At 68.1% G+C, this 21,045-nt stretch carries 21 protein-coding genes; 12 read left to right on the top strand and 9 right to left on the bottom strand.

The genetic code is table 11. From position 1 onward, the window contains the following. Positions 1 to 52: 52 nt before the first annotated feature. Entirely contained in the window at positions 53 to 2,824 is a 2,772-nt protein-coding gene (gene uvrB, locus HUW53_RS16140) for an excinuclease ABC subunit UvrB (RefSeq protein ID WP_237346787.1), read from the top strand. On the opposite strand, the gene HUW53_RS16135 is transcribed toward uvrB, so the two are convergent. Then, complete coding sequence (locus tag HUW53_RS16135; RefSeq protein ID WP_237346786.1) at positions 2,794 to 3,168, bottom strand: hypothetical protein; 375 nt, start codon at positions 3,166 to 3,168, stop codon at positions 2,794 to 2,796. The two genes, uvrB and HUW53_RS16135, sit on opposite strands and share 31 nt — an antisense overlap. Before the next feature lie 252 nt (positions 3,169 to 3,420). Here HUW53_RS16135 and HUW53_RS16130 point away from each other — a divergent pair, with 252 nt between their 5' ends. Further along, positions 3,421 to 4,050 (top strand): trimeric intracellular cation channel family protein, encoded by a 630-nt coding sequence (locus HUW53_RS16130; protein ID WP_237346785.1) that lies wholly within the window; start codon positions 3,421 to 3,423, stop codon positions 4,048 to 4,050. 20 nt (positions 4,051 to 4,070) lie between these two features. On the opposite strand, the gene HUW53_RS16125 is transcribed toward HUW53_RS16130, so the two are convergent. Further along, positions 4,071 to 4,472 (bottom strand): DUF930 domain-containing protein, encoded by a 402-nt coding sequence (locus tag HUW53_RS16125; RefSeq protein WP_237346784.1) that lies wholly within the window; start codon positions 4,470 to 4,472, stop codon positions 4,071 to 4,073. Between the two features lie 177 nt (positions 4,473 to 4,649). Here HUW53_RS16125 and HUW53_RS16120 point away from each other — a divergent pair, with 177 nt between their 5' ends. Next, positions 4,650 to 5,204: a DUF2478 domain-containing protein gene (locus tag HUW53_RS16120; protein ID WP_237346783.1), complete on the top strand. Its 555-nt coding sequence runs from the start codon at positions 4,650 to 4,652 to the stop codon at positions 5,202 to 5,204. Positions 5,205 to 5,235: 31 nt separating this feature from the next. Here the strand turns inward: HUW53_RS16120 and HUW53_RS16115 are convergent, their stop codons facing one another. After that, complete coding sequence (locus tag HUW53_RS16115) at positions 5,236 to 6,708, bottom strand: MFS transporter (RefSeq protein WP_237346782.1); 1,473 nt, start codon at positions 6,706 to 6,708, stop codon at positions 5,236 to 5,238. A gap of 244 nt (positions 6,709 to 6,952) precedes the next feature. Between HUW53_RS16115 and HUW53_RS16110 the strand changes: the two genes are divergently transcribed. Beyond that, the gene (locus tag HUW53_RS16110) at positions 6,953 to 7,660 is read left to right on the top strand and encodes a hypothetical protein (RefSeq protein ID WP_237346781.1); all 708 of its coding nucleotides are present in this window, start codon (positions 6,953 to 6,955) and stop codon (positions 7,658 to 7,660) included. Between the two features lie 21 nt (positions 7,661 to 7,681). Here the strand turns inward: HUW53_RS16110 and HUW53_RS16105 are convergent, their stop codons facing one another. Beyond that, positions 7,682 to 8,110, bottom strand: coding sequence for a GtrA family protein (locus HUW53_RS16105; protein ID WP_237346780.1), 429 nt, complete (start codon positions 8,108 to 8,110; stop codon positions 7,682 to 7,684). A gap of 319 nt (positions 8,111 to 8,429) precedes the next feature. Here HUW53_RS16105 and carB point away from each other — a divergent pair, with 319 nt between their 5' ends. Both carB and greA read left to right on the top strand, forming a co-directional pair. Continuing rightward, positions 8,430 to 11,795 carry a carbamoyl-phosphate synthase large subunit gene (carB, locus tag HUW53_RS16100; RefSeq protein ID WP_237346779.1) on the top strand — a complete coding sequence of 1,122 codons (3,366 nt, stop codon included), beginning with the start codon at positions 8,430 to 8,432 and terminating at the stop codon, positions 11,793 to 11,795. A gap of 245 nt (positions 11,796 to 12,040) precedes the next feature. Further along, the gene (greA, locus tag HUW53_RS16095) at positions 12,041 to 12,514 is read left to right on the top strand and encodes a transcription elongation factor GreA (protein ID WP_237346778.1); all 474 of its coding nucleotides are present in this window, start codon (positions 12,041 to 12,043) and stop codon (positions 12,512 to 12,514) included. 33 nt (positions 12,515 to 12,547) lie between these two features. Here the strand turns inward: greA and HUW53_RS16090 are convergent, their stop codons facing one another. Next, positions 12,548 to 13,480, bottom strand: a complete 933-nt coding sequence (locus HUW53_RS16090) for a LysR family transcriptional regulator (protein ID WP_237346777.1) — start codon at positions 13,478 to 13,480, stop codon at positions 12,548 to 12,550. 97 nt (positions 13,481 to 13,577) lie between these two features. Here HUW53_RS16090 and HUW53_RS16085 point away from each other — a divergent pair, with 97 nt between their 5' ends. Both HUW53_RS16085 and HUW53_RS16080 read left to right on the top strand, forming a co-directional pair. After that, on the top strand, positions 13,578 to 14,024 hold the full coding sequence (locus HUW53_RS16085) for a CidA/LrgA family protein (protein ID WP_237346776.1): 447 nt from the start codon (positions 13,578 to 13,580) through the stop codon (positions 14,022 to 14,024). Further along, positions 14,011 to 14,709, top strand: a complete 699-nt coding sequence (locus HUW53_RS16080) for an LrgB family protein (RefSeq protein WP_237346775.1) — start codon at positions 14,011 to 14,013, stop codon at positions 14,707 to 14,709. The genes HUW53_RS16085 and HUW53_RS16080 overlap by 14 nt, the downstream gene beginning before the upstream one ends. Here HUW53_RS16080 and HUW53_RS16075 read toward each other — a convergent pair. Next, positions 14,666 to 15,817: a COX15/CtaA family protein gene (locus tag HUW53_RS16075; RefSeq protein ID WP_237346774.1), complete on the bottom strand. Its 1,152-nt coding sequence runs from the start codon at positions 15,815 to 15,817 to the stop codon at positions 14,666 to 14,668. The two genes, HUW53_RS16080 and HUW53_RS16075, sit on opposite strands and share 44 nt — an antisense overlap. A gap of 108 nt (positions 15,818 to 15,925) precedes the next feature. Here HUW53_RS16075 and HUW53_RS16070 point away from each other — a divergent pair, with 108 nt between their 5' ends. Further along, positions 15,926 to 16,144: a DUF2842 domain-containing protein gene (locus HUW53_RS16070; protein WP_237346773.1), complete on the top strand. Its 219-nt coding sequence runs from the start codon at positions 15,926 to 15,928 to the stop codon at positions 16,142 to 16,144. A gap of 103 nt (positions 16,145 to 16,247) precedes the next feature. On the opposite strand, the gene HUW53_RS16065 is transcribed toward HUW53_RS16070, so the two are convergent. Then, a complete protein-coding gene (locus HUW53_RS16065) occupies positions 16,248 to 17,765 on the bottom strand; it encodes a P-loop NTPase family protein (protein ID WP_237346772.1) in 1,518 nt (505 codons plus the stop codon). A 115-nt stretch (positions 17,766 to 17,880) separates the two neighbouring features. After that, complete coding sequence (locus tag HUW53_RS16060) at positions 17,881 to 18,699, bottom strand: enoyl-CoA hydratase (protein WP_237346771.1); 819 nt, start codon at positions 18,697 to 18,699, stop codon at positions 17,881 to 17,883. Between the two features lie 143 nt (positions 18,700 to 18,842). Here HUW53_RS16060 and HUW53_RS16055 point away from each other — a divergent pair, with 143 nt between their 5' ends. From HUW53_RS16055 to rpsI, 3 genes are all read left to right on the top strand, one after another. After that, complete coding sequence (locus tag HUW53_RS16055; protein WP_370877793.1) at positions 18,843 to 19,301, top strand: PaaI family thioesterase; 459 nt, start codon at positions 18,843 to 18,845, stop codon at positions 19,299 to 19,301. Positions 19,302 to 19,563: 262 nt separating this feature from the next. Then, positions 19,564 to 20,025: a 50S ribosomal protein L13 gene (rplM, locus tag HUW53_RS16050; RefSeq protein ID WP_237346770.1), complete on the top strand. Its 462-nt coding sequence runs from the start codon at positions 19,564 to 19,566 to the stop codon at positions 20,023 to 20,025. 1 nt (position 20,026) lies between these two features. Then, positions 20,027 to 20,506, top strand: a complete 480-nt coding sequence (gene rpsI / locus HUW53_RS16045) for a 30S ribosomal protein S9 (RefSeq protein WP_237346769.1) — start codon at positions 20,027 to 20,029, stop codon at positions 20,504 to 20,506. 186 nt (positions 20,507 to 20,692) lie between these two features. Here rpsI and HUW53_RS16040 read toward each other — a convergent pair whose 3' ends face one another. Continuing rightward, positions 20,693 to 21,025, bottom strand: coding sequence for a hypothetical protein (locus HUW53_RS16040; RefSeq protein WP_237346768.1), 333 nt, complete (start codon positions 21,023 to 21,025; stop codon positions 20,693 to 20,695). Positions 21,026 to 21,045: the final 20 nt, after the last annotated feature.

The raw sequence follows: 21,045 nt of genomic DNA, 5'->3' as shown, positions 1-21,045 counted from the left end.
AAGCGTGCGACGGGGGCTTTTCGGATGCGCCCGCGCCGCCCATATTGGCGGCATGGCCAAAGCATCCCGTCCCGGAAAGCTCGGTGAGCGCTCGCAGCGCGCCTTCGAGCCGGCGCCCGCCCAGGCGCTCGACCCCGCCCTCGCGCAGTCCCTCGGCTTGGCGCCGGGCGACCTGCCCATGGATTTCGAGGCCAGCGGCGCCTCCGCGACCGTGCAGGCGTTGTCGCGGCTGATCGAGGAGGGGCGGCCCGAGATCAACGGGCAGGCCGCCTGGGTGCCCCACCGTCCGCCGCGGCCCGAGAAATCCGAGGGGGGGGTCTCGTTCGTGATGAAGAGCGAGTTCAAGCCCTCCGGCGACCAGCCCCAGGCCATCAAGGAATTGTGCGCCCAGGCGCAGGCGGGGGAGCGCGATCAGGTGCTGCTCGGGGTCACCGGCTCCGGCAAGACCTTCACCATGGCCAAGGTGATCGAGCAATTGCAGCGCCCGGCCATCGTGCTGGCCCCGAACAAGACGCTGGCGGCGCAGCTCTACGGCGAGTTCAAGAGCTTCTTCCCCGACAATGCGGTGGAATATTTCGTTTCCTATTACGATTACTATCAGCCGGAAGCCTATGTGCCCCGGACCGATACCTATATCGAGAAGGAATCCTCCATCAACGAGCAGATCGACCGTATGCGCCATGCCGCCACCCGCGCGCTGCTGGAGCGGGACGACGTCATTATCGTGGCGTCGGTGTCGTGCATCTACGGTATCGGCTCGGTGGAAACCTATTCGGCCATGACCTTCGACCTGAAGGTGGGCGAGCGCATCGACCAGCGCGCGCTTCTCGCCGACCTCGTGGCCCTGCAATACAAGCGCATCCAGGCCGATTTCGCGCGCGGCACCTTCCGCGTGCGTGGCGACGTGGTGGAAATCTTCCCCGCCCATTATGAGGATCGCGCCTGGCGCGTCTCCTTGTTCGGCGACGAGATCGAGAGCATCCAGGAGTTCGACCCGCTCACCGGCACCAAGAGCGGCGACATGAAAAGCGTGCGCGTCTACGCCGCCTCGCATTATGTGACGCCGCGCCCGACCCTCATCCAGGCCATCACCGGCATCAAGGCCGAGCTGAAGGTGCGGCTGGAGGAGCTGTACAAGATGGGCCGCCTGCTGGAGGCCCAGCGTCTGGAGCAGCGCACCCGCTACGACCTCGAAATGATGGAGGCCACCGGCTCCTGCGCCGGCATCGAGAATTATTCGCGCTGGCTGACAGGCCGCAAGCCCGGCGAGCCGCCGCCGACCCTGTTCGAATATGTGCCGGACAATTCCCTGGTCTTCATCGACGAGAGCCATGTGACGGTGCCGCAGATCGGCGCCATGTATCGCGGCGACTTCCGGCGTAAGGCGACGCTGGCCGAATACGGCTTCCGCCTGCCGAGCTGCATGGACAACCGCCCGCTGCGGTTCGAGGAATGGGAGGCGATGCGGCCGCAGACCGTCCATGTCTCGGCCACCCCCGGCCATTGGGAGATGGACCAGACCGGCGGCGTGTTCGTGGAGCAGGTGATCCGACCCACCGGGCTGGTCGATCCGCCGGTGGAGGTGCGTCCCGCCCGCACCCAGGTGGACGACCTTCTGGGCGAGATCCGCGCCGCCAGCGCCAAGGGCTACCGCACCCTCGTCACCGTGCTCACCAAGCGCATGGCCGAGGACCTCACCGAATATCTGCACGAGAACGGCATCCGGGTGCGCTACATGCACTCCGACATCGACACCATCGAGCGCATCGAGATCATCCGCGACCTGCGGCTCGGCGCATTCGACGCGCTGATCGGCATCAACCTGCTGCGCGAGGGCCTTGACATTCCCGAGTGCGGGCTCGTGGCCATCCTGGACGCGGACAAGGAAGGCTTCCTGCGGTCCGAAACCTCGCTGGTGCAGACCATCGGCCGCGCCGCCCGCAACGTGGACGGGCGGGTCATCCTTTATGCCGACAACATCACCGGCTCCATGAGCCGCGCCATGGCCGAGACCACACGGCGCCGGGAGAAGCAGGTCGCCTATAATGTCGAGCACGGCATCACGCCCGAGAGCGTGAAGAAGGCCATCGGCGACATCCTCAACTCGGTCTACGAGCGCGACCACGTGCAGGTGGACACGGGGCTGATGGAGGAGGGGGCTGCCTTCGGTCACAACCTCAAGGCCGTCATCGCCGACCTGGAAAAGAAGATGCGCACCGCCGCCGCCGATCTCGACTTCGAGACCGCCGCCCGCCTGCGCGACGAGATCCGCCGGCTGGAGGCCACCGAGCTGGCGGTGGCCGACGACCCGCTCGCCCGTCAGGAGGCGGTGGACGACAAGACCGGCGGTTTCAAAGGGCCGCGCAAATACGGTCGCGCCGCCAATCTGCCGCCGGATGCCGCCAAGGCGGCTGGAGCCCCAGCCGGGGCGAAAGCTGTGCAAGGCCGGGGAACGCGTGGCAAGGCCCTGTCCGAAAAGGCGCCCGCGCCGGGTGGACGGACCGCGCGGAAGGCGGCGCCGGAGACGCCCCTGGCGCCCGCCGGAGACCGGGAGGCGCCAGCCACGCGCGCCCCCAGCGCCGCCGCGCCACCGGCGCGATCGTCCAAGGCGCGGACCGAGCTGGAAGCGGCCTTGGAGGGCCTGGCCGAGAAGCAGGCCCCCTATGCGGCGCCCCGCGCCGGGCGGGCGCACAAGCCCTCGCTCGACGACATGGGACCCGGCACCGACCGCGCCGTCCCCCTTTCCGAAGACAGCTTCCGCCCCGGCCCGAGGCCCGATCCGGGCACCAAGGGCTATCGCAAGGGCGGCCGGCGCAAGGGCTGATCGGCCGCCGCGGATGATGCTGTCGGCTGCGGGCGCGGGCGGCGAATGATCTCGCCCACCACCAGTGTATCGATTTCCAGGCGGCGGACCCGCGCGCGGCCGATGCGCGCGCGCCCCACCGCGAGCCGTCCGATGGCGAGGGCCCCCAGTGCTACCGCGCCCACGGCAAGCGCTCCGATGGCGAGCGCGCCCATGGAGCTCAGCCCCACGGCGCCCAGGCCCATTGCGCCGAGGCCTGTGGCCGCGACCGGACGCGCCACCGCCTGGCGGGGCGTGGCGGGGGTCGCGTCCGTCCTGTTCCGGGAGGTGGTCCGGGGTCCATCCTGCGGCTGCGGTTCAGTCATGGCACACGCCTTCTTCTTCGGTCTGGCGAGCGCCAGCGGGGCGCCGGCGCTCGCCTCCCGTCCTGACACTATGCTATTTCGCCCCTGGGGTATGTCGGAGCTGGGACCTTTCCGTCGGCGGCAAGAACGGGCCTGGACGCCGAGAACGAGCCTGAACGCCAAGATGGGGCCTGAACGCAAAGCCGCGCGTGCGGTACGGCGTTTCTTTGCACCGGAGATACCCTCTCGCGGAACAAGCCAAGGGGCGGGGGCATGGAAACGGCGCTGGTCTTCAAGGTTCTCTACATTGTCGCCATCGTCGCCGAGGCGATGACGGCGGCCTTGGCGGCCGGGCGGCGGGAGATGGACTGGGTGGGCGTGTGCCTGCTCGGCTCGGTCACGGCGCTGGGCGGCGGTTCGGTGCGCGATGTGCTGCTGGGGCGCCATCCCCTGTCGTGGATTGAGCATCCGTCCTATCTGCTCATCACCTCGGGCGCGGCGCTGGCGACCGTCGTCATCGCCCGCTACATGCACCACCTGCGCTATCTGTTCCTGTTCCTGGATGCGGTGGGGCTGGTGGTGTTCACCATCATCGGCTGCAACGTGGCCATGGGGCTGGGCATGCCGGTGGTGATCGTCATCGCCTCGGGGTTGATCACCGGGTGCGTGGGCGGCGTGCTGCGGGATGTGCTGTGCGCCGATGTCCCGTTGCTGTTCCGGGCCGAGCTCTACGGCACCGTGTCGATCATCACCGGCGGGCTCTATGTGGGCGGCGCGCAGCTTGGCGTGTCCCATGATCTGCTGATGGTCGGGGTGATGCTGATCGGCCTCGGCCTGCGGCTTCTCGCCCTGCACTATGGCTGGCGCATGCCGAAGTTCGTCTACACCGAAACGCTGCATTGACCGCCGCCACCGCCCGCCCCTCAGGGCACCAGATCATGCGCCGACCAATCGGCGCGCGGCACCTCGGCCCCGAGCGCGTAGCTCAGGTCCTTGATGTCCATGCCGTCGGCGCTGGCGTGGCAGCGATAGGAGAGGCGATACCAATGGCCGGCGCTGCGCACCGCCGCGCCGGGCGCCACGACGCTGTCGCCGCCCACCGTGGTGTCGGCGAAGGCATAGGCCACCAGCTCGTCGGGGCGCATGCCGTGGTGCTCGCGCTCGATCATGCCCATGGCCCGCGCGTTGCAGCGCTGCTCGATGCGCGTGGCCGGGTCCAGGTGAAGCATCATCTCGTCGCGCTTGGGGGTCGCGGCCTGGGCAATGCCGGTACAGACCAGGACGGTCGCGACCGAAGCCGCGAGGGGGAGATGGAGCGCTCTCAAGGGGTCAGTCTCCGTGCGATCGGGAGGCCGACTTAAGTCGCATCTGTGGCAAGGATGAGTCCGGCGTGAGGCCTGTCGATCCCGGCTGGCAAAGGCGGGGCGCCGTCTGTTATGGTTCGATATATATGCGAACTACACAGCGCGGCAGCCCACCTGTCGCGGGTCTGGAAGATTGCCATGGTGGACGCATCGAATCGACCCATGATCCTTGCCGTGCAGGGCGCGGACCGGGAGGTGATCCAGTCGCTCCTGGTGGAGGCGGCCCGCCGCCTCAAGGCCGAGGGGGCCCATGTGCTGGGCGTGGTGGAAGACATGGTGCCTGGCGTCGCCCATCAGGATGTGATGCTGCTCGACCTTGTCACCGGCGCCACCAACCGCCTGCACCAGGACCTCGGCCCGGGATCAGCGGGGTGCAGCCTTGATCCCGAGGGGCTCGCGGCCGCCTGCGCCGGGGTGGAGAACGCCATCACCGAACGCCTCGCCGGCGGCGGCGCCGGGCGCGACACGGTGGTGATCCTCTCCAAGTTCGGCCGCCAGGAGGCGGAGGGGCGAGGCCTGACGTCGGCCTTCTACGCCGCGGTGGCGGCGGAGTTCTCCATTCTCACCTCGGTGTCGCCGTCGGTGGCGGCGGATTGGACCCATTTCGCCGGGGATATGGCCCAGGTGGTGCCGGCCGAAATGGCCGAGGTGGAAGCCTGGTGGCACCGGGCGCCGACGCTCGCCCCGCTGTGACCACCTCGGGCTGGGCTTCCGCTCCGGTGACCTAAAGCCCGATCTCGTCCAGGCTGCGGCCCTTGGTTTCAATGCGGAAGGCGTAGGTGAGCACCGCGCCCAGCACCGAGGTGCCGGCCAGGATGTAGAGCAGGGTCGCCGTGCCGAGATCGACCAGCAGGATCGGGAACAGGAACGCGGTCAGCACCGCGCCCATTTTCGCGAACGCCGCCGCAAAGCCTGCCCCCATGCCGCGAATGTGGGTGGGAAACACCTCGCCGGCCAGGAGATAGGTCTGCGCGTTGGGGCCGAGGTTGGTCATGAAGTTGAACAGCATGAAGCCGGCGAAGATGAGGGTGATCCGCGGCCCGTCGGTGTAATAGGTGGACAAGGCGGCGATCAGCAGGCCCCCGGCGCAGCCAAGGAAGCCGAGGATCTGCAGTGGGATGCGCCCCACCCGGTCGGCCAGCAGCACGGCGGCGCCGACGCCGAGGATGAGCAGGAGGTCGATGGCGGCGGCGCCCTCGGCCGCGAGTTCGTCATCGGCGATGAGGTCGGTCAGATCCTGGCCATGAGTGGCGGCGACCCCCAGGGCGGCGGCCAGGATGGTGGGCGTGAAGATGCCGATGCCGTAGGTGCCGAGATCCTGGAGGAACCAGGGCACCGCCGCCAGGATGGTGGCGCGCCGGTTGCGGGCGCTGAACAGCGCCGAGGGGTGCCGGTCTTCCTTGCTGTGGGGCTTGTGCTTGCTCTCAAGCTTGATGTGCTTGGGATATTGCGGCTTGCGCTTCAGCAGCTTGTGGGCTTCGTGCTCGGCTTCCGAATGACGCCCGTGCACCATCAGCCAGGAGGCGCTTTCGGTCACGAAGAAGCGGCCGACCACCACCGCCAGGGCGGGCAGAATGGCCACGGCATACATGAGGCGCCAGCCGCTCACGTCCGCGAGGTTGGACAACACCAGATAGCCCACCAGGGTGCCGGTGAGTGCGCCCACCGCCTGGAAGCCGAAGGCGCCGAGCACCAGCCGACCGCGCGCGGAGGTGGGGATGCTCTCCGAGATCACCAGATGGGCGGTGGGGTAGTCGCAGCCGAGCGCCACGCCCATGCCGAACAGGAAGGCGACGGTCCAGCCGAACGACGGGCTGATCGAGAGCAGCGCCAGGAAGATGATGAAGATCACCATCTCCACGATGAACATCACCTTGCGGCCGAACTGATCGGCCAGCCCGCCCAGCAGCAGCGCGCCGATGAGGATGCCGGCGAGGCTCGCCGCCCCCACGAGACCGTGCTGGAAGGCGTTCATGCCGAACTCGCGCGACATCAGCGGCATGGCGACGCCGGTCATGAATACCACCAGGCCCTCGAAGAACTTTCCGGCCGCCGCGAGCCACCAGATGCGCCATTGCATGGTGGTCATGGGGGCCGCGCCCACGCTGGTGCCATCGGGCCAGATGGGGGTCTCGTCGATATAATCCTGAACGGATCTGGCCGGGGAAAGGGCCGCGTTCGTCGGCATCTCGTTCATGGTGGTACCCCTAGAGTTCCAGGGGAGGGAAACCTCTTTACCGTGAAGCCGTTATGACGGCTCCGCCCTCTGGCGGCCCATGGCGTGACAAGCTATGGGTGGAAGCGGGTGCGGGTGCCTGCAAACGCGGAAGGTCGAGGCCGCCGGTTGGGGGCGCGCCACGGCCCAAGGGGGCAACGGTTCCGGCGTCCGCCGGAGGCGCGTTGCGTGCTCCGTCCGCGTCATCGGGTTGCTGGAGGCTGTCATGTCGCTGCGTCGCACCACTTTCATGTCCGCTGCCGCGCTGACGGCGCTGGCCGTCGCGCTTGCCGCCTGCCAGGGCTCCCCGGATAGCTGGGGCACCGGCGTCGTCAAGCAGACCGATGCCTTCGGCGATTATTCCGAGACCATCGTCGCGGTGCCGAAGCCCACGGCCGGACCGCGCCAGTTCCAGTGCACCGGCCCGTTCGCGCCCAATTCCACCGCCATCAATCTGGCGGCGGACTTCGGACAAGCCAATGTGGTCACCGGCACCGTCACCTCGCCCGACGGCAATTCGTCGCCCGGCGTGGTGCTGCTGCCGAACGATCCGGCGCTGGCCATGGAAATCTCGTTCAAGGATCCCGGCGCTCTCGCCGGCCCCCGCCGGATCTCCTTCACCGAGGAGAGCACCTGGACGGTGAACGGCATCGGCATCGGCTCCACCATCGCCGACCTTGAGAAGGCGAACGGCGGCCCGTTCCGCATCCAGGGCTTCGGCGGGGCGGCCGGCGGCGTGGTGGCCGACTGGCAGGGCGGGCGCCTCGCCAACATCGGCGGGGGCTGCCGGCCCGGCGTGCAACTCGCGCTGCCGGCGACCGTGAGCAACGCTGCCCAGGGCAAGGTGTCCGGCCCGCGCCGCCTGTCGTCTACGGATGCGAGCGTGCGCGCGGCCAATCCCACCGTCGGCGTGTTCTGGATCAACTATCGCTGAAGACCGGCGCGCGCCGCGCCCCTAGGCGCGGTGCAGGGAGCGGTCGGCGAAGGCCCAGACGCGGTAGCCGGTGAAGGTCCACACCAGGGTGATGCCCGTGGCCACCACCTGCGCCGCCAAGTAGTACACGTCAAGGCCGTGCACCAGCACCTCCATGATGAGGGCGTTGAGCGCGAACGCGCCCAGCGCCACCACCGCGAATCGCGGCACCGCTCCGGCATGGGAGCGGGTCGAATCGAAGGTGAACAGTCGGTTCAACGTGTAGGATACGATTGCCCCCACTACCGACCCCATGACCGAGCCGGCGACCGGACCTGCCATATCCTGCTCCACCACCAGCGCGAGCGTGGCGAAGTGGGCACCCGTGGCGACAAGGCCCACCCAGGCGAACGCGCCGATCTGAAGTACGAGCGGGCGGTAACGTAGAACCGCTTTGCGGATCTTGGTCATCCGACTTGTGAACACCTTGCAACGCTCCTTTGCGGGCGGCAGAGGGGAAGGCGTCTTCCGTCGCCGGAAATTATGGTCTAAGGAAGTCCATCAGTGAGCCGGCACGCGCGATTTTTTGCGCGTCACGCCGGCTTTAGCCGCATCTATCGTCCTCGTGTCGTCGCGCTTGCGTGCCGTATCCGCGGGTGACGGAGATGATCCTGTAGGGGGCGCGCGACCCGCGGCCCTTTTTTTGCGCCTGAAGCCTTTTCCCTCGCCGCCCGTCGGCAGGGGACAAGTGCATGCCAGGGGCCAAGGTGAGCCAGAGCGCCAGAGAGACATGCCGAAACGCACAGATCTCGAAACCATCCTCATCATCGGCGCCGGCCCGATCGTCATCGGCCAGGCGTGCGAGTTCGATTATTCCGGCACCCAGGCGGTGAAGGCGCTGAAAGAGGAGGGGTACCGGGTCGTCCTGGTGAACTCGAACCCGGCGACCATCATGACCGATCCGGACATGGCGGACGCGACCTATATCGAGCCCATCACCGCCGAAATCGTCGCCAAGATCATCGAGAAGGAGCGCGGCGATCGCTCCAAGGGCTTCGCGCTGTTGCCGACCATGGGCGGCCAGACCGCGCTGAACTGCGCGCTGTCGCTCAAGAAGATGGGCACGCTGGAGACGTTCGACGTCGAGATGATCGGCGCCACCGCCGAGGCCATCGACAAGGCCGAGGACCGCGAGCTGTTCCGCGAGGCCATGACCAAGATCGGCCTTGAGACGCCCCGCTCGCGCCAGATCAAGACCCTGGCCCAGGCGCTCGATGCCCTGGAGGAGGTGGGCCTGCCGGCCATCATCCGCCCGTCCTTCACCATGGGCGGCACCGGCGGCGGCATCGCCTACAACAAAGCCGAGTTCATCGAGATCGTGGAGCGTGGCATCGACGCCTCGCCGACTAGCGAAGTGCTCATCGAAGAGAGTGTGCTCGGCTGGAAAGAGTATGAGATGGAAGTGGTCCGCGACAAAGCGGACAACTGCATCATCATCTGCTCCATCGAGAATATCGACCCGATGGGCGTGCATACCGGTGATTCGATCACCGTCGCGCCGGCCTTGACGTTGACCGACAAGGAATACCAGATCATGCGCGACGCCTCGCTGGCGGTGCTGCGCGAGATCGGGGTGGAGACCGGCGGCTCCAACGTGCAGTTCGCGGTGAATCCCGAGGATGGCCGCCTCATCGTCATCGAGATGAACCCGCGGGTGTCGCGGTCCTCGGCGCTGGCGTCGAAGGCCACCGGCTTTCCCATCGCCAAGGTCGCCGCGCGCCTCGCCGTGGGCTACACCCTGGACGAGATCGAGAACGACATCACCGGCGGCGCGACGCCGGCATCCTTCGAGCCCACCATCGACTATGTGGTGACGAAGGTGCCGCGCTTCGCGTTCGAGAAGTTCCCCGGCGCCGACCCGGTGCTCACCACCGCCATGAAGTCGGTGGGCGAGGCCATGGCCATCGGCCGTACCTTCCAGGAATCGCTGCAGAAGGCCTTGCGCTCCCTGGAAACCGGGCTGACCGGCCTCGATGACATCGAGATCGAGGGCCTGGGTCAGGGCGACGACAAGAACGCCATCCGCGCCGCGCTCGGTACCCCGACGCCGGATCGCCTGCTCTATGTGGCCCAGGCCATGCGGCTCGGCATGTCGGATGACCAGATCCACGCCGCCTGCAAGATCGATCGCTGGTTCCTGGCGGAAATCCGCGGCATCGTCGAGGCCGAGGGCAAGATCCGCCGGCTGGGCCTGCCGGCGACCGCGGGCGCCTTCCGCAAGCTGAAGGGCATGGGCTTTTCGGACGCGCGGCTCGCCACCCTCGCCAGCCGCACCGAAGCCGACGTGCGGGCGCAGCGCCGCGCGCTCGACGTGCATCCGGTCTACAAGCGCATCGACACCTGCGCCGCCGAGTTCGCCTCGCCGACCGCCTACATGTACTCGACCTATGAGACCCCCTTCGCCGGCGCGCTGGCGGACGAGTCGCGGCCATCGGACCGCGAGAAGGTCGTCATCCTGGGCGGCGGGCCGAACCGCATCGGCCAGGGCATCGAGTTCGACTATTGCTGCTGCCATGCGGCCTTCGCCCTCAAGGACGTGGGCTACGAGGCCATCATGGTCAACTGCAACCCGGAGACCGTCTCCACCGATTACGACACCTCGGACCGGCTCTATTTCGAACCGCTGACCGCCGAGGACGTGCTGGAGCTGATCGAGCGCGAGCGCACCAACGGCACGCTGAAGGGCGTGATCGTGCAGTTCGGCGGCCAGACCCCGCTGAAGCTCGCCAAGGCGCTGGCGGATGCGAATGTGCCGATCCTCGGCACCTCGCCGGATGCCATCGACCTCGCGGAGGACCGCGACCGCTTCAAGCACCTGCTGGAGCGCCTCAACATCCGCCAGCCCGCCAACGGCATCGCCTATTCGGTGGAACAGGCACGGCTGGTGGCGTCCGATCTCGGCTATCCCATGGTGGTGCGCCCCTCCTATGTGCTGGGCGGGCGGGCCATGCAGATCATCCGGGAAGAGAGCCAGCTCGGCGACTACCTGCTGGAGACCCTGCCCGGCCTCGTGCCGCAGGAGATCAAGGCCCGCTATCCCAACGACAAAACCGGCCAGATCAACACGGTGCTCGGCAAGAACCCGCTGCTGTTCGATCGCTATCTGTCGGATGCCATCGAGGTGGACGTGGACGCGCTGTGCGACGGCACCGACGTGTTCATCGCCGGCATCATGGAGCATATTGAGGAGGCGGGCATCCATTCCGGTGACAGCGCCTGCTCGCTGCCGCCCTATTCGCTGAGCCCGGAGATTCTCGCCGAGCTGGAGAAGCAGACCTCGGCCATGGCCCTGGCGCTGGGTGTCGGCGGCCTCATGAACGTGCAGTATGCCATCAAGGACGACGACGTCTATGTCCTGGAGGTGAACCCGCGCGCCTCGCGCACGGTGCCGTTCGTGGCCAAGGTGATCGGACTGCCCATCGCCAAGCTCGCCGCGCGCGTGATGACGGGGGAAAAGATCGCATCGTTCGGCCTCAAGACGCCGAAGTTCGACCACATCGCCATCAAGGAGGCGGTGTTCCCCTTCGCGCGCTTCCCCGGCGTCGACACCGTGCTCGGCCCGGAGATGCGGTCCACGGGCGAAGTGATGGGGCTCGATACCGATTTCGGCGTGGCCTTCGCCAAGAGCCAGCTCGGTGGCGGCACCAAGGTGCCGAAGTCGGGAACCGTGTTCATCTCCTTGAGGGAGCAGGACAAGGCCCGGATCCTGCCATCGGTTCAGATGCTCCAGGGCCTGGGCTTCAAGGTGATCGCCACCTCCGGCACCCAGCGTTTCCTGGTGGAGCACGGCATTGCCGCCACCAAGATCAACAAGGTGCTGGAAGGCCGCCCGCACATCGTCGACGCCATCAAGAACGGCGAGGTGCAATTGGTGTTCAATACCACCGAAGGGGCGCAGGCTCTTGCGGATAGCCGCTCGCTCCGGCGCGCAGCCCTCTTGCAGAAAGTGCCGTATTACACCACGCTGTCCGGAGCCGTCGCGGCGGCCGAGGGGATCAAGGCCTATGTGGGGGGCGACCTGAAGGTGCGCCCGCTCCAGGACTATTTCCACGCCGACCACGATCCTCGGGCGTCGGGCAAACCCTCGGTCGCCTGAGGGATTGACGGGCAGGTTCAGCAGCGCGGGCGTTTCGGCGTCCGCGCATTCTTGTCGTTTGGTCCCTTTCAGTCTGGCCGGTCGGCTGCGTGTCGCCGGCCGGGATGGTCGGCGTCGGGCCGGCGGGGGATCTCGGGCCGTGCCGCAGAGTTCCGCGTTGCGCGGGCACGGTGATTTTCAAGGGCGACGAACCGCAGGCCGCGGTGTCTCGCACGCATCAGTTTCGGGAGGTCTTGAAAGGACCCATGGAGAAGATTCCGATGACCGTCGGGGGCTATGCGGCCCTCGAGCAGGAGTTGAAGCATCGCCAGCAGGTGGAGCGCCCGCGCATCATCGCCGCGATTTCAGAAGCGCGCGCCCATGGCGACCTGTCCGAGAATGCCGAGTATCACGCCGCCAAGGAGCTGCAATCGCTCAATGAGGGCCGCGTCGCCGAGCTCGAGGACAAGCTGTCCCGCGCCGAGGTGATCGACGTGTCCAAGCTCTCGGGCGATGTGGTGAAGTTCGGCGCCACGGTGACTCTGGTGGATGAGGACACCGAGGAAGAAAAGGTGTGGCAGATCGTCGGCGACAGCGAGGCTGATGCCAAGGCGGGCCGTATCTCCATTTCCTCGCCCGTCGCCCGCGCCCTCATCGGCAAGAAGAAGGGCTCCTCCGTCGAGGTGGTGACGCCCAAGGGTGCCCGCTCCTTCGAGATCGTCGAGGTGCGCTGGTCCTGAGGCCATGGCGCACCTGCGCCGAGGCCAAGGGTTTCACCCTGCCGGCGGATGCGGCAAGCGGGGTTCCGCGCCGGTTCCGTCCGGCGCGGCGCCGTAGACTTCCCGCGTGAGATCCACCCAGGCCCGCGCGGCGCGGGACAGATAGCCCCCGCGCCGCCAGACGAGCGCCATGTGCCATTGGGTGTGGGGCTCGTCGAGCTGCACCAAGGACACCGCCGACGTGCGCCTGAGCGCCGCGATGGTCTGCGGCAGGAACGCGACGCCGAGGCGCGCCGCCACCAGCTCCACGATGAAATCGATCTGCCCGCTGCGGGCCGCGACCGTGGGTGAGAACCCGTTGCGCTCGCAGGCCTCCAGCAGCACCTTGTTGAGCGCGAACCCCTGTTCGAACAGGATGAAGGGCGAGGCCGCCAGGGCCGCGATGCCGGTCGTCCGTTGGCCCGCGAGGGGGTGTTGTGTGGACATCACCGCCATCAGCGGTTCGCAGCGCACGGGCTGGAAGTCGAAGTCGTCCGCCGTGGGCAGGAGCGAGGCGGCCAACTCCACCTCGCCCGCCAGCACGATTTCTTCCAGCCGCTTGGACCCCTGCTCGGTCAGGCGGATCTCGATGCCCGGATAGCGCGCGCGGTAGATGGCGAACAGGGGGGCGAACAAGGTGCTCGCCCCAAGCGGCGGCAGCCCCAGGCGCAGCGTGCCGGTCTTGAGGCCGCGCAGGTCGGCCAATTCGGCGATCAGATCGTCCCGCTCGGCCAGCATGGCGAGGGCCCGGCGATAGACGATCTCGCCGGCGGCGGTGAGCATGCTCTTGTGGCCGATGCGGTCCAGCACCGGCACGCCCAATTCCTCCTCCAGCTGCTTCACCGCTTTCGAAATGGTGGGCTGGGTGGCGAACACCACCTTGGCCGCCTGGGAAAAGCCGCCCTGGCGCACCACTTCGACGAAGGCTCTCAGGGTCCGCAGTTCCATTCAATTCCCATATGGAATGGATTAAATTCAGTCAATTCATTTTCATTATAGAGGGGGTGCGCCTATCTTGAGGGTGACGGCACTGGAGGTGCCCCCCATGTTTACCAAAATGCCTGATCCGGCGCGCGCATTCCGGCGCAGCTCTGTTCTATTCCGCACCGCGCTTCATCATTCCGGCCTGTTGCAGATCGCTGTTCTGGCGCTGTTCTGGATGCTGGGCGAAGCGGTGGTGCGCCTCGCCCATGTGCCTCTTCCCGGCGGCATCATCGGCATGGCGGTGGTGCTGGCGCTGCTCGCCAGCGGCTGGATCCGCCCCATCGCCGTGCGGCGCGGCGCGTCCTGGCTGATTGCCGAGATGCTTCTGTTCTTCGTGCCGGCGGTGATGGCGGTGCTCGATCATCACGAATTCGTGGGCCTGCTCGGGCTCAAGATCGTGGCGGTGATCCTGGTGGGCACCGTGCTCGTCATGGGCGGAACCGCGCTCACGGTGGACCTTTGCTACCGCTGGCGCGCCCGGCGGGAGGCGCGCCATGCCGGCGCTTGACGCGGTCGAGGCGACCCTCTTCTGGTCCGCGGTGACCATCGGCTGCTATCTGGTGGCCCGCTTCATCGCCCGGCGGTGGCGCTTCTGGTGGACCTCGCCGCTGTTGTTGACGCCGGTCATGGTCGGGCTGGTGGCGGTGAGCCTCAACGCGGGCTATGCGGAATACATCCGCTCCACCCATTGGCTGGTGCTGATGCTGGGGCCGGCGACCGTGGCCTTCGCCATTCCCATTTACGAGCAGCGGGCGGTCATCCGCCGGCACTGGCCGGTGCTGTTGCTCGGCGTGCTGGTGGGCAGCTCCATCGCCATGGTGGCGGCCTTCTTCATGGCCTCCTGGCTGGGGCTGTCGTCCACCGTGCAGCTCTCGCTGATGCCGCGTTCCACATCCACGCCGTTCGCCATGGCGGTCTCCGACGACATCGGCGGCCTGCCGGACCTGACGGCGGTGTTCGTGATCCTCACCGGAGTGTGCGGGGCGGCGCTGGGCGAACTGCTGCTGAAGGTGATGCCGCTACGCTCGTCGCTGGCGCGGGGCGCTCTGTTCGGCATGGGCGCGCACGGCGCTGGCGTCGCCAAGGCGCACCAGATCGGCGGCGAAGAGGGCTCCATCGCCGGTCTCGTGATGGTGCTGGCGGGCCTGTTCAACGTGATGATGGCGCCGGTGGTGGCCTTCCTTCTGCGCTGAGGTACGGCGCGCGCCGTGCCATGCCGGTCGCCTGCGTCATGTCCGCCGCATGCAGCGTGGCCGCGATCAGCACCACGGTGGCACCGAACTGGTGCGCGAGCGCGACGCCGAGCGGCACCGCGAGCAGCAGGGTGGCAATACCCAGCATCGCTTGGGCGCTTACCACGGCGAATAACAGGCAAGCCCCCCGCGCCCCATGGGTGCGGCGGGCATCGAGGGCGTGGAGGAGGCTCGCGGCCCAAAGGGCATAAGCGATCATGCGGTGATCGAACTGCACCGTGAGCGCGTTCTCGAACAGGTTTCGCCACCAGGGCCGCATCGCGCCGAGCTGGTCGGGCGCGGGGATGAGCGCGCCGTCCATGAGCGGCCAGGTGTTGAAGGCCATGCCGGCGTCGAGCCCGGCCACCAGTCCTCCGGCGAAAATCTGCACCAGCACCAGTATCGGCAGGGCGACGGCGGTGGCGCGCAGGCGCATCCCCATGTCGGGCGGTGCCGCCGATGGTGCGGCCGGTGGTGCGAGCGTGCGCGCCACCATTACCGTGGCGCTCAGGATCAGGCCGGCAAGGGTCAGGTGGATCGCGAGCCGGTAGGGGCTGACGGAGGTGCGTGCGCTGAGGCCCGAGGCGACCATCCACCAGCCCACTGCCCCCTGAAGGCCGCCGAGGGCGAACAGGCCGAGACAGCAGGCGAGCAGCCATCCGCGCACCGCGCCGGTGGCCGCGAAATACAGCAGCGGCAGCAGGACCACCGCGCCCACGAGCCGGCCGAGCAGGCGATGGGTCCATTCCCACCAATAGATACGCTTGAAGCCGTCCAGCCCCATGCCCCGATTGAGGATCTCATATTGGGGAATGGCCTTGTAGCGCTCGAACTCCGCCTGCCATTCCGCCGGCGAGAGGGGCGGAACCACGCCCGTCACCGGCTTCCATTGGGTGATGGAAAGGCCGGATTCGGTGAGCCGGGTGGCGCCGCCCACCCCCACCATGGCGACGATGAGCGCTGCCACCACGTAAAGCCAAAGGCGCACGGCCCCTGCGGCGCGCGGGCCGCCGGGGGCGAAGACCGCTGGCGGTGCCGCCGCGATGGCGGGCCGGGTCGCATCCCGCATGGCGTTCTCTCCCTGCCGGCGGGTCATTCTGTCGTGGCTCTCGCGGCCGATCCGTTATAGAGGGCTCCTGCCCGGCGCCACAAGGCGCGGCGAAAGGGGAGAACAACCATGATGCCCCAGCGCATCCGCAAGCTCATCGGCACGGTGCTGCTGCTGGCTCTGGTGGTGGTATGGGCGCTTGGCGCGATGGTGATCGCGCAAGGGCGGGTGACTGAGCTGCACTGGGCGGCGCAGACGGTTTGCTATGTGCTGCTCGGCACGCTCTGGGTGATCCCCGCCGGCGCCCTCATCTGGTGGATGGAGCGCCCCGACCGCCCCAAGGCTTGACAGGACGTGCCTGGAACGCCCCGGAGGACGTCTTCCGGGGCGCGGCCCGCGGGTGGGGGCGTCCACGGGAAGGGGCCGAGGGTGACGGGCGCCGCGCGCGGTTTCAGGCGGCGCCGCGCCAGATCTGCGGTTCCTCGGCCTGCGGTTCGGGTCGGCTCGGCCGCCGCACCGGAGGGTGTGTCTCGGGCCCGCGCGCGGGGGACGCCGGCGCGACCTGGGGCGGCAGGATGTCTTCCGCCTCGGCGGGGGGCAGCACCTCACCGGTGGCGAAGCGCAGCATCACGATGCGTGAGAAGCGCATGGCTGCGAGCGCATCGAAGCTCTCCACCGCGGCGGTGGCCGGGGCGGTATCGGCGGTGAGGCACACCACCAGGGGCTCGCTTTCGGCCAGGGTCGCATCGTTGGGGTCCAGCGGCGGATTGGCCACCACCACATAATCATAGGTCTGCCGCAAGGCATCGAGCACGGCGCCGAGTCGCGCCGCGTCCGCGGGCTCATCGGCCGGGCCGGGCGCGTCGGTGCCGGTGGCCGAGCTCCAGCCCGGCGGCAGATGGCCGGGCGGAATGACATGGGCGCGGGAGTGGGGATCGCGGTGCAGGGTTTCGCCAAATCGCGCGCGTCCCACCAGCAGCTCGCGGACACCAGGGTCGGCGGCCTCGCAGCCGAGGTCGAGCAGGCCGGCCTTGTCCACGCTCTGGTCGAGCACCACCAGCACCACGCCGGCGTCGTCGCCCAGCCGGCGGGCGAGGGTCCGGGCGCAGCGGCTGGCGGCCTCGTCGAGCCCATCCGAGGTCACGCACACGAGCCGTCCGCGCCCGGGCTCCGACGCCTGGGACCCGGTGACGGCATGGGCCAGCAGGTGGGCCACGGCCTCATCAAGCGCAAGGCCGCTGGCGGCCGGACCGTCGAGCCAGGTGATGCGATGGGGTGAATCAAGCTGCAGTGGCAGCGCCGCGCGGTCGACAAGGCCCTGGGGCAGGGGTTCGCGATGGTGCTGCCGGCGCCCGAGGAGAAAGGTCGCGAGGGCGGCCGCGAGCAGGGTGAAGGGCAGAGGCCCCGGCACATCCGGCAACATGGGCGCGGCGGCGCCGGCACCGCCGCTAAGGCCGGGGAGCGGCGACACCGCGTCTGGCGCCGGGCGGGCATCGAGGCGCAGCGCCGCCGCCACATAGGCGTCGGCGAGTCGGGCGGCGAGCGCCGGGGTCGCGGCGGAGACGGCGATGTCATATCCGCGCCCGCCGTTGATCGGCGTGACCGAAACGTCCTGGACCACGCGGCGGGCCGCCTGTTCGGTCAGGGCCGCGGCATCGCCTGCGGCGGCGGCAAACAGGCTGTCGGTGGCAAGGCGTGCCACGTCTGCGGGGGCGAGCCTTTCGATGGCGTCGCGCGCAAGTTCCCGCGAGCCGAGCACCTGGGCGATGCCCCGCACCGCTGCGGCAGGCGGCTGGATCGCCATGTTGAAGGCGAGTTCCGCGCTGGCGGTGAAGCGCAGCGGCAGGGCACTCAGAAGAGACAGGGCCGCGAGCGCCGCCGCCCCCACGGCGAAGCCGCTCACGCGACGGGCGCGGGCGGGGGCCGCGCCTGTGACGTTCATCGCGATCTCGGCGACATTCGAGGCCATGCGCTGCTGGTCCCGCTCTGGCCAGCGCAAGAGGCGCCAGCTTCGTGACGATAGCAGAGCCTGTTTATGGTTGAGAGAAGGTTAAAGGTGCCGCCGGTGGCGATCACGGTGCCGTTCAGCGGTCTTCCCAGCTCGGCGCGCGCTTGGCGAGAACGGCGGACATGCCTTCTTCCGCATCCCGCGCGAGCATGTTTTCGGTCATCACGCGGGAGGCATAGGCATAGGCCTCGTCGAGGCCCATTTCGATCTGGGCGTGGAAGGCAGCCTTGCCGAGCTTTACCGGAACCTGGGATTTCTCGGCGATTCGGTGGGCGAGGGCGGTGGCGGCCGCGACCGCCGAGCCCTTTTCCACCACCCGGTTCACGAGGCCCATGCGCAGCGCGTCCTCGGCCTCCACCCATGCGCCGAGCAGCAGCATTTCCATGGCGTGTTTGCGCGAGACGTTGCGCGACAGCGCCACCATCGGCGTATGGCAGAACAGGCCGATATTGACGCCGGGCGTGCAGAAGCGCGCCTGCGCCCCCGCCACCGCCAGGTCGCAGCTCGCCACCAACTGGCAGCCGGCGGCGGTGGCCATGCCCTCCACCGCCGCGATCACCGGCTGCGGCAGGCGGACGAGGGCGGTCATCAAGGTGGAGCAGCGCTTCAGCACATCCTCGAAATAGGCCCGGCCCCGATCGGCATCGTCCCGATGACCCTGGAGCTCCTTGAGGTCGTGGCCGGCGGAGAACACCGGGCCTTCCGCCGCGAGCACCACCGCGCGCACCGCCGTGTTGCCGGCGATGTCGGCGAGGGCGCCGGTGAGCGCCGCCATCATGGCTTCCGACAGGCTGTTGCGCGATTGCGGACGGGCGAGGGTGAGGGTGGCGATGCCGTCGGCCACCTCGGTCTTCAGGAGCGGGCTGTCGGCGGTGGGGGCGGGATGGGCAGTCACGGGGGCACTCCTCCGGGGATGCGGGCGGCTTGATCTTGTGGCGCGCCATTCTATGCACAAGGCTCCGGAGGCGCGAGCCGGGCACCGGACAATGACAGCCAAACGGCGAAAGCCGAACAATGACAAGCAACGGGAGGACACCCATGACGATCGAGGGCGGCAAAGCCACGCCGGTGATGACCATCGCGGCGCTGGAGACGTTCCTGCATGGGGCGTTTCCCCAGGCGTTCGGACCCGGCAAGCCGCACCATATCGAAACCATCGGTCCGCGGACCGCCACCATCCGCCTCGATGCCGCCGAGGAGCATCTGCGGCCGGGCGGCACGGTTTCCGGCCCGGCGCTGATGGCGCTGGCGGATATTGCCGTCTATGTGGCCCTGCTGGCGCAGATCGGTCCGGTGGCGCTGGCGGTGACCACCAACCTGTCCATCAATTTCCTGCGCAAGCCGGCGCCCGGCGCGATCTTCGCGGATGCGCGGCTCATCAAGCTGGGCAAGCGGCTCGCGGTGGGCGACGTGGGCCTCAGGGGCGCGGGCGACGACGACCTCGTGGCCCACTGCGTGGCCACCTATTCCATCCCCGAGCGGCCAGCCATGGGCTGACCCGCCGGGCGCGGGTGTCCGCCGTTTCACGCGGAGGCCGTGCCCATGCGGAGAGGAACCGGCCCCAACTTTCTGTGATATCAGCCACTTTTAGATGGTGTTGAAATACCAAAATAATAACGTATTGTTTTGTAATGAGAAAATGGCGCGCTGCGGCGTTGACGTGGTTTTGGGGCTCGGATACAAGCGCGCTTCATTGCCGGAGCGCGTCGCGGGTTCCCATCTGGGTCCGCTCCAGCTGTCACAATCGGAAATCGATCCCATGAAGACGTATTCGGCCAAGCCCGCCGATATCGAAAAGAAGTGGGTGGTGATCGACGCCAGCGGCCTTGTTGTGGGTCGTCTCGCCAGCATCATCGCCATGCGCCTCAAGGGCAAGCACCTGCCCATCTACACCCCCCACGTGGACTGCGGTGACAACATCATCGTCGTGAACGCGGAGAAGGCGGTGTTCACCGGGCGCAAGAAGGACCAGAAGGTCTATTATCACCACACCGGCTTCCCGGGTGGGATCAAGGAGCGCACCGCCAAGTTCGTGCTCGAAGGCCGCTTCCCGGAGCGTGTCATCGAGAAGGCGGTGGAGCGCATGCTCGCCCGTGGCCCGCTCGGCCGCAAGATCCTCGGCAACCTGCGTGTCTACAAGGGCCCGGCTCACCCCCATGAGGCCCAGCAGCCCGTCGCGCTCGACGTGGCGGCTCTCAACCGTAAGAACGTGAGGAACTGACATGGCCGAGGTTCTCCAGTCCCTCGAAGCCCTCGGCGGCGCCGACCTCGCCATCGAGGTGTCCGCTCCCGTCCATGTCCAGAAGCTGGACAAGTTCGGTCGCGCCTATGCCACCGGCAAGCGCAAGGACGCGGTCGCCCGCGTGTGGATCCGTCCCGGCACCGGCAAGATCACGGTGAATGATCGCGACATCGAGGTGTATTTCGCCCGTCCGGTGCTGCGCCTCATGATCAACCAGCCGTTCCAGGCCGCGGCCCGCGAAGGTCAGTACGACGTGGTGTGCACGGTCGCCGGCGGTGGCCTGTCCGGCCAGGCTGGCGCGGTGCGCCATGGCCTGTCCAAGGCGCTCACCTATTACGAGCCCGAGCTGCGCGGCCCCCTCAAGAAGGGCGGCTTCCTCACCCGCGACAGCCGCGTGGTCGAGCGCAAGAAGTACGGCCGGGCCAAGGCGCGTCGGTCGTTCCAGTTCTCGAAGCGCTGATTCGCGCTTCAGGCTTGCAGGTACGAGAAACGGCGGGGGCTTCCCCGCCGTTTTTCTTTTGTCCGGCCCGATGTGTCCAATGCCACGGCCCATGCCCGCGTCGGGGCAAGAAAAAGGGCCGCCGAGCGGTGCTCGCGGCCCTTTGGTCGAATGGGTCCGGCGGGGAGTGGGCTCCGCGCACGGGGCTCAGAAGCTCGGCGTGTCGCCGTCGAGCGGGCTCCAGGAGCCGTTGTTGGTGGGATCGCCGGGCGGGCCGGAGCCGTAGCCGCCCGACAGGTCGGGCGGGAACACATAGTCGGTGTTCTCGCCCCTGCCGATCTTCACGTCCGGCTTGATCGCCGGCCCCGGCCCCGGATCCAGGTAATTGCCCTGGGGAATCACCGGCAACTGAATGACATTCGGAGTAATGACCACATGGGGCCGGGACGCGGTCTGCGCCAGCGCCACCGTGGTGAGGCAGCCGAGACCCACCAGCAGCATCATGGTGTGCGCGCTGGCTTCCAACCTGATTGTGAGCATGGCTCAGCTCCACGAACCCG

The sequence above is a fragment of the Xanthobacter agilis genome (assembly GCF_021730435.1).
Lineage (GTDB): Bacteria > Pseudomonadota > Alphaproteobacteria > Rhizobiales > Xanthobacteraceae > Xanthobacter > Xanthobacter agilis.
The sequence above is the reverse complement of the archived record's forward strand: the minus strand, read 5'-3'. Positions and strand labels throughout refer to the sequence as shown.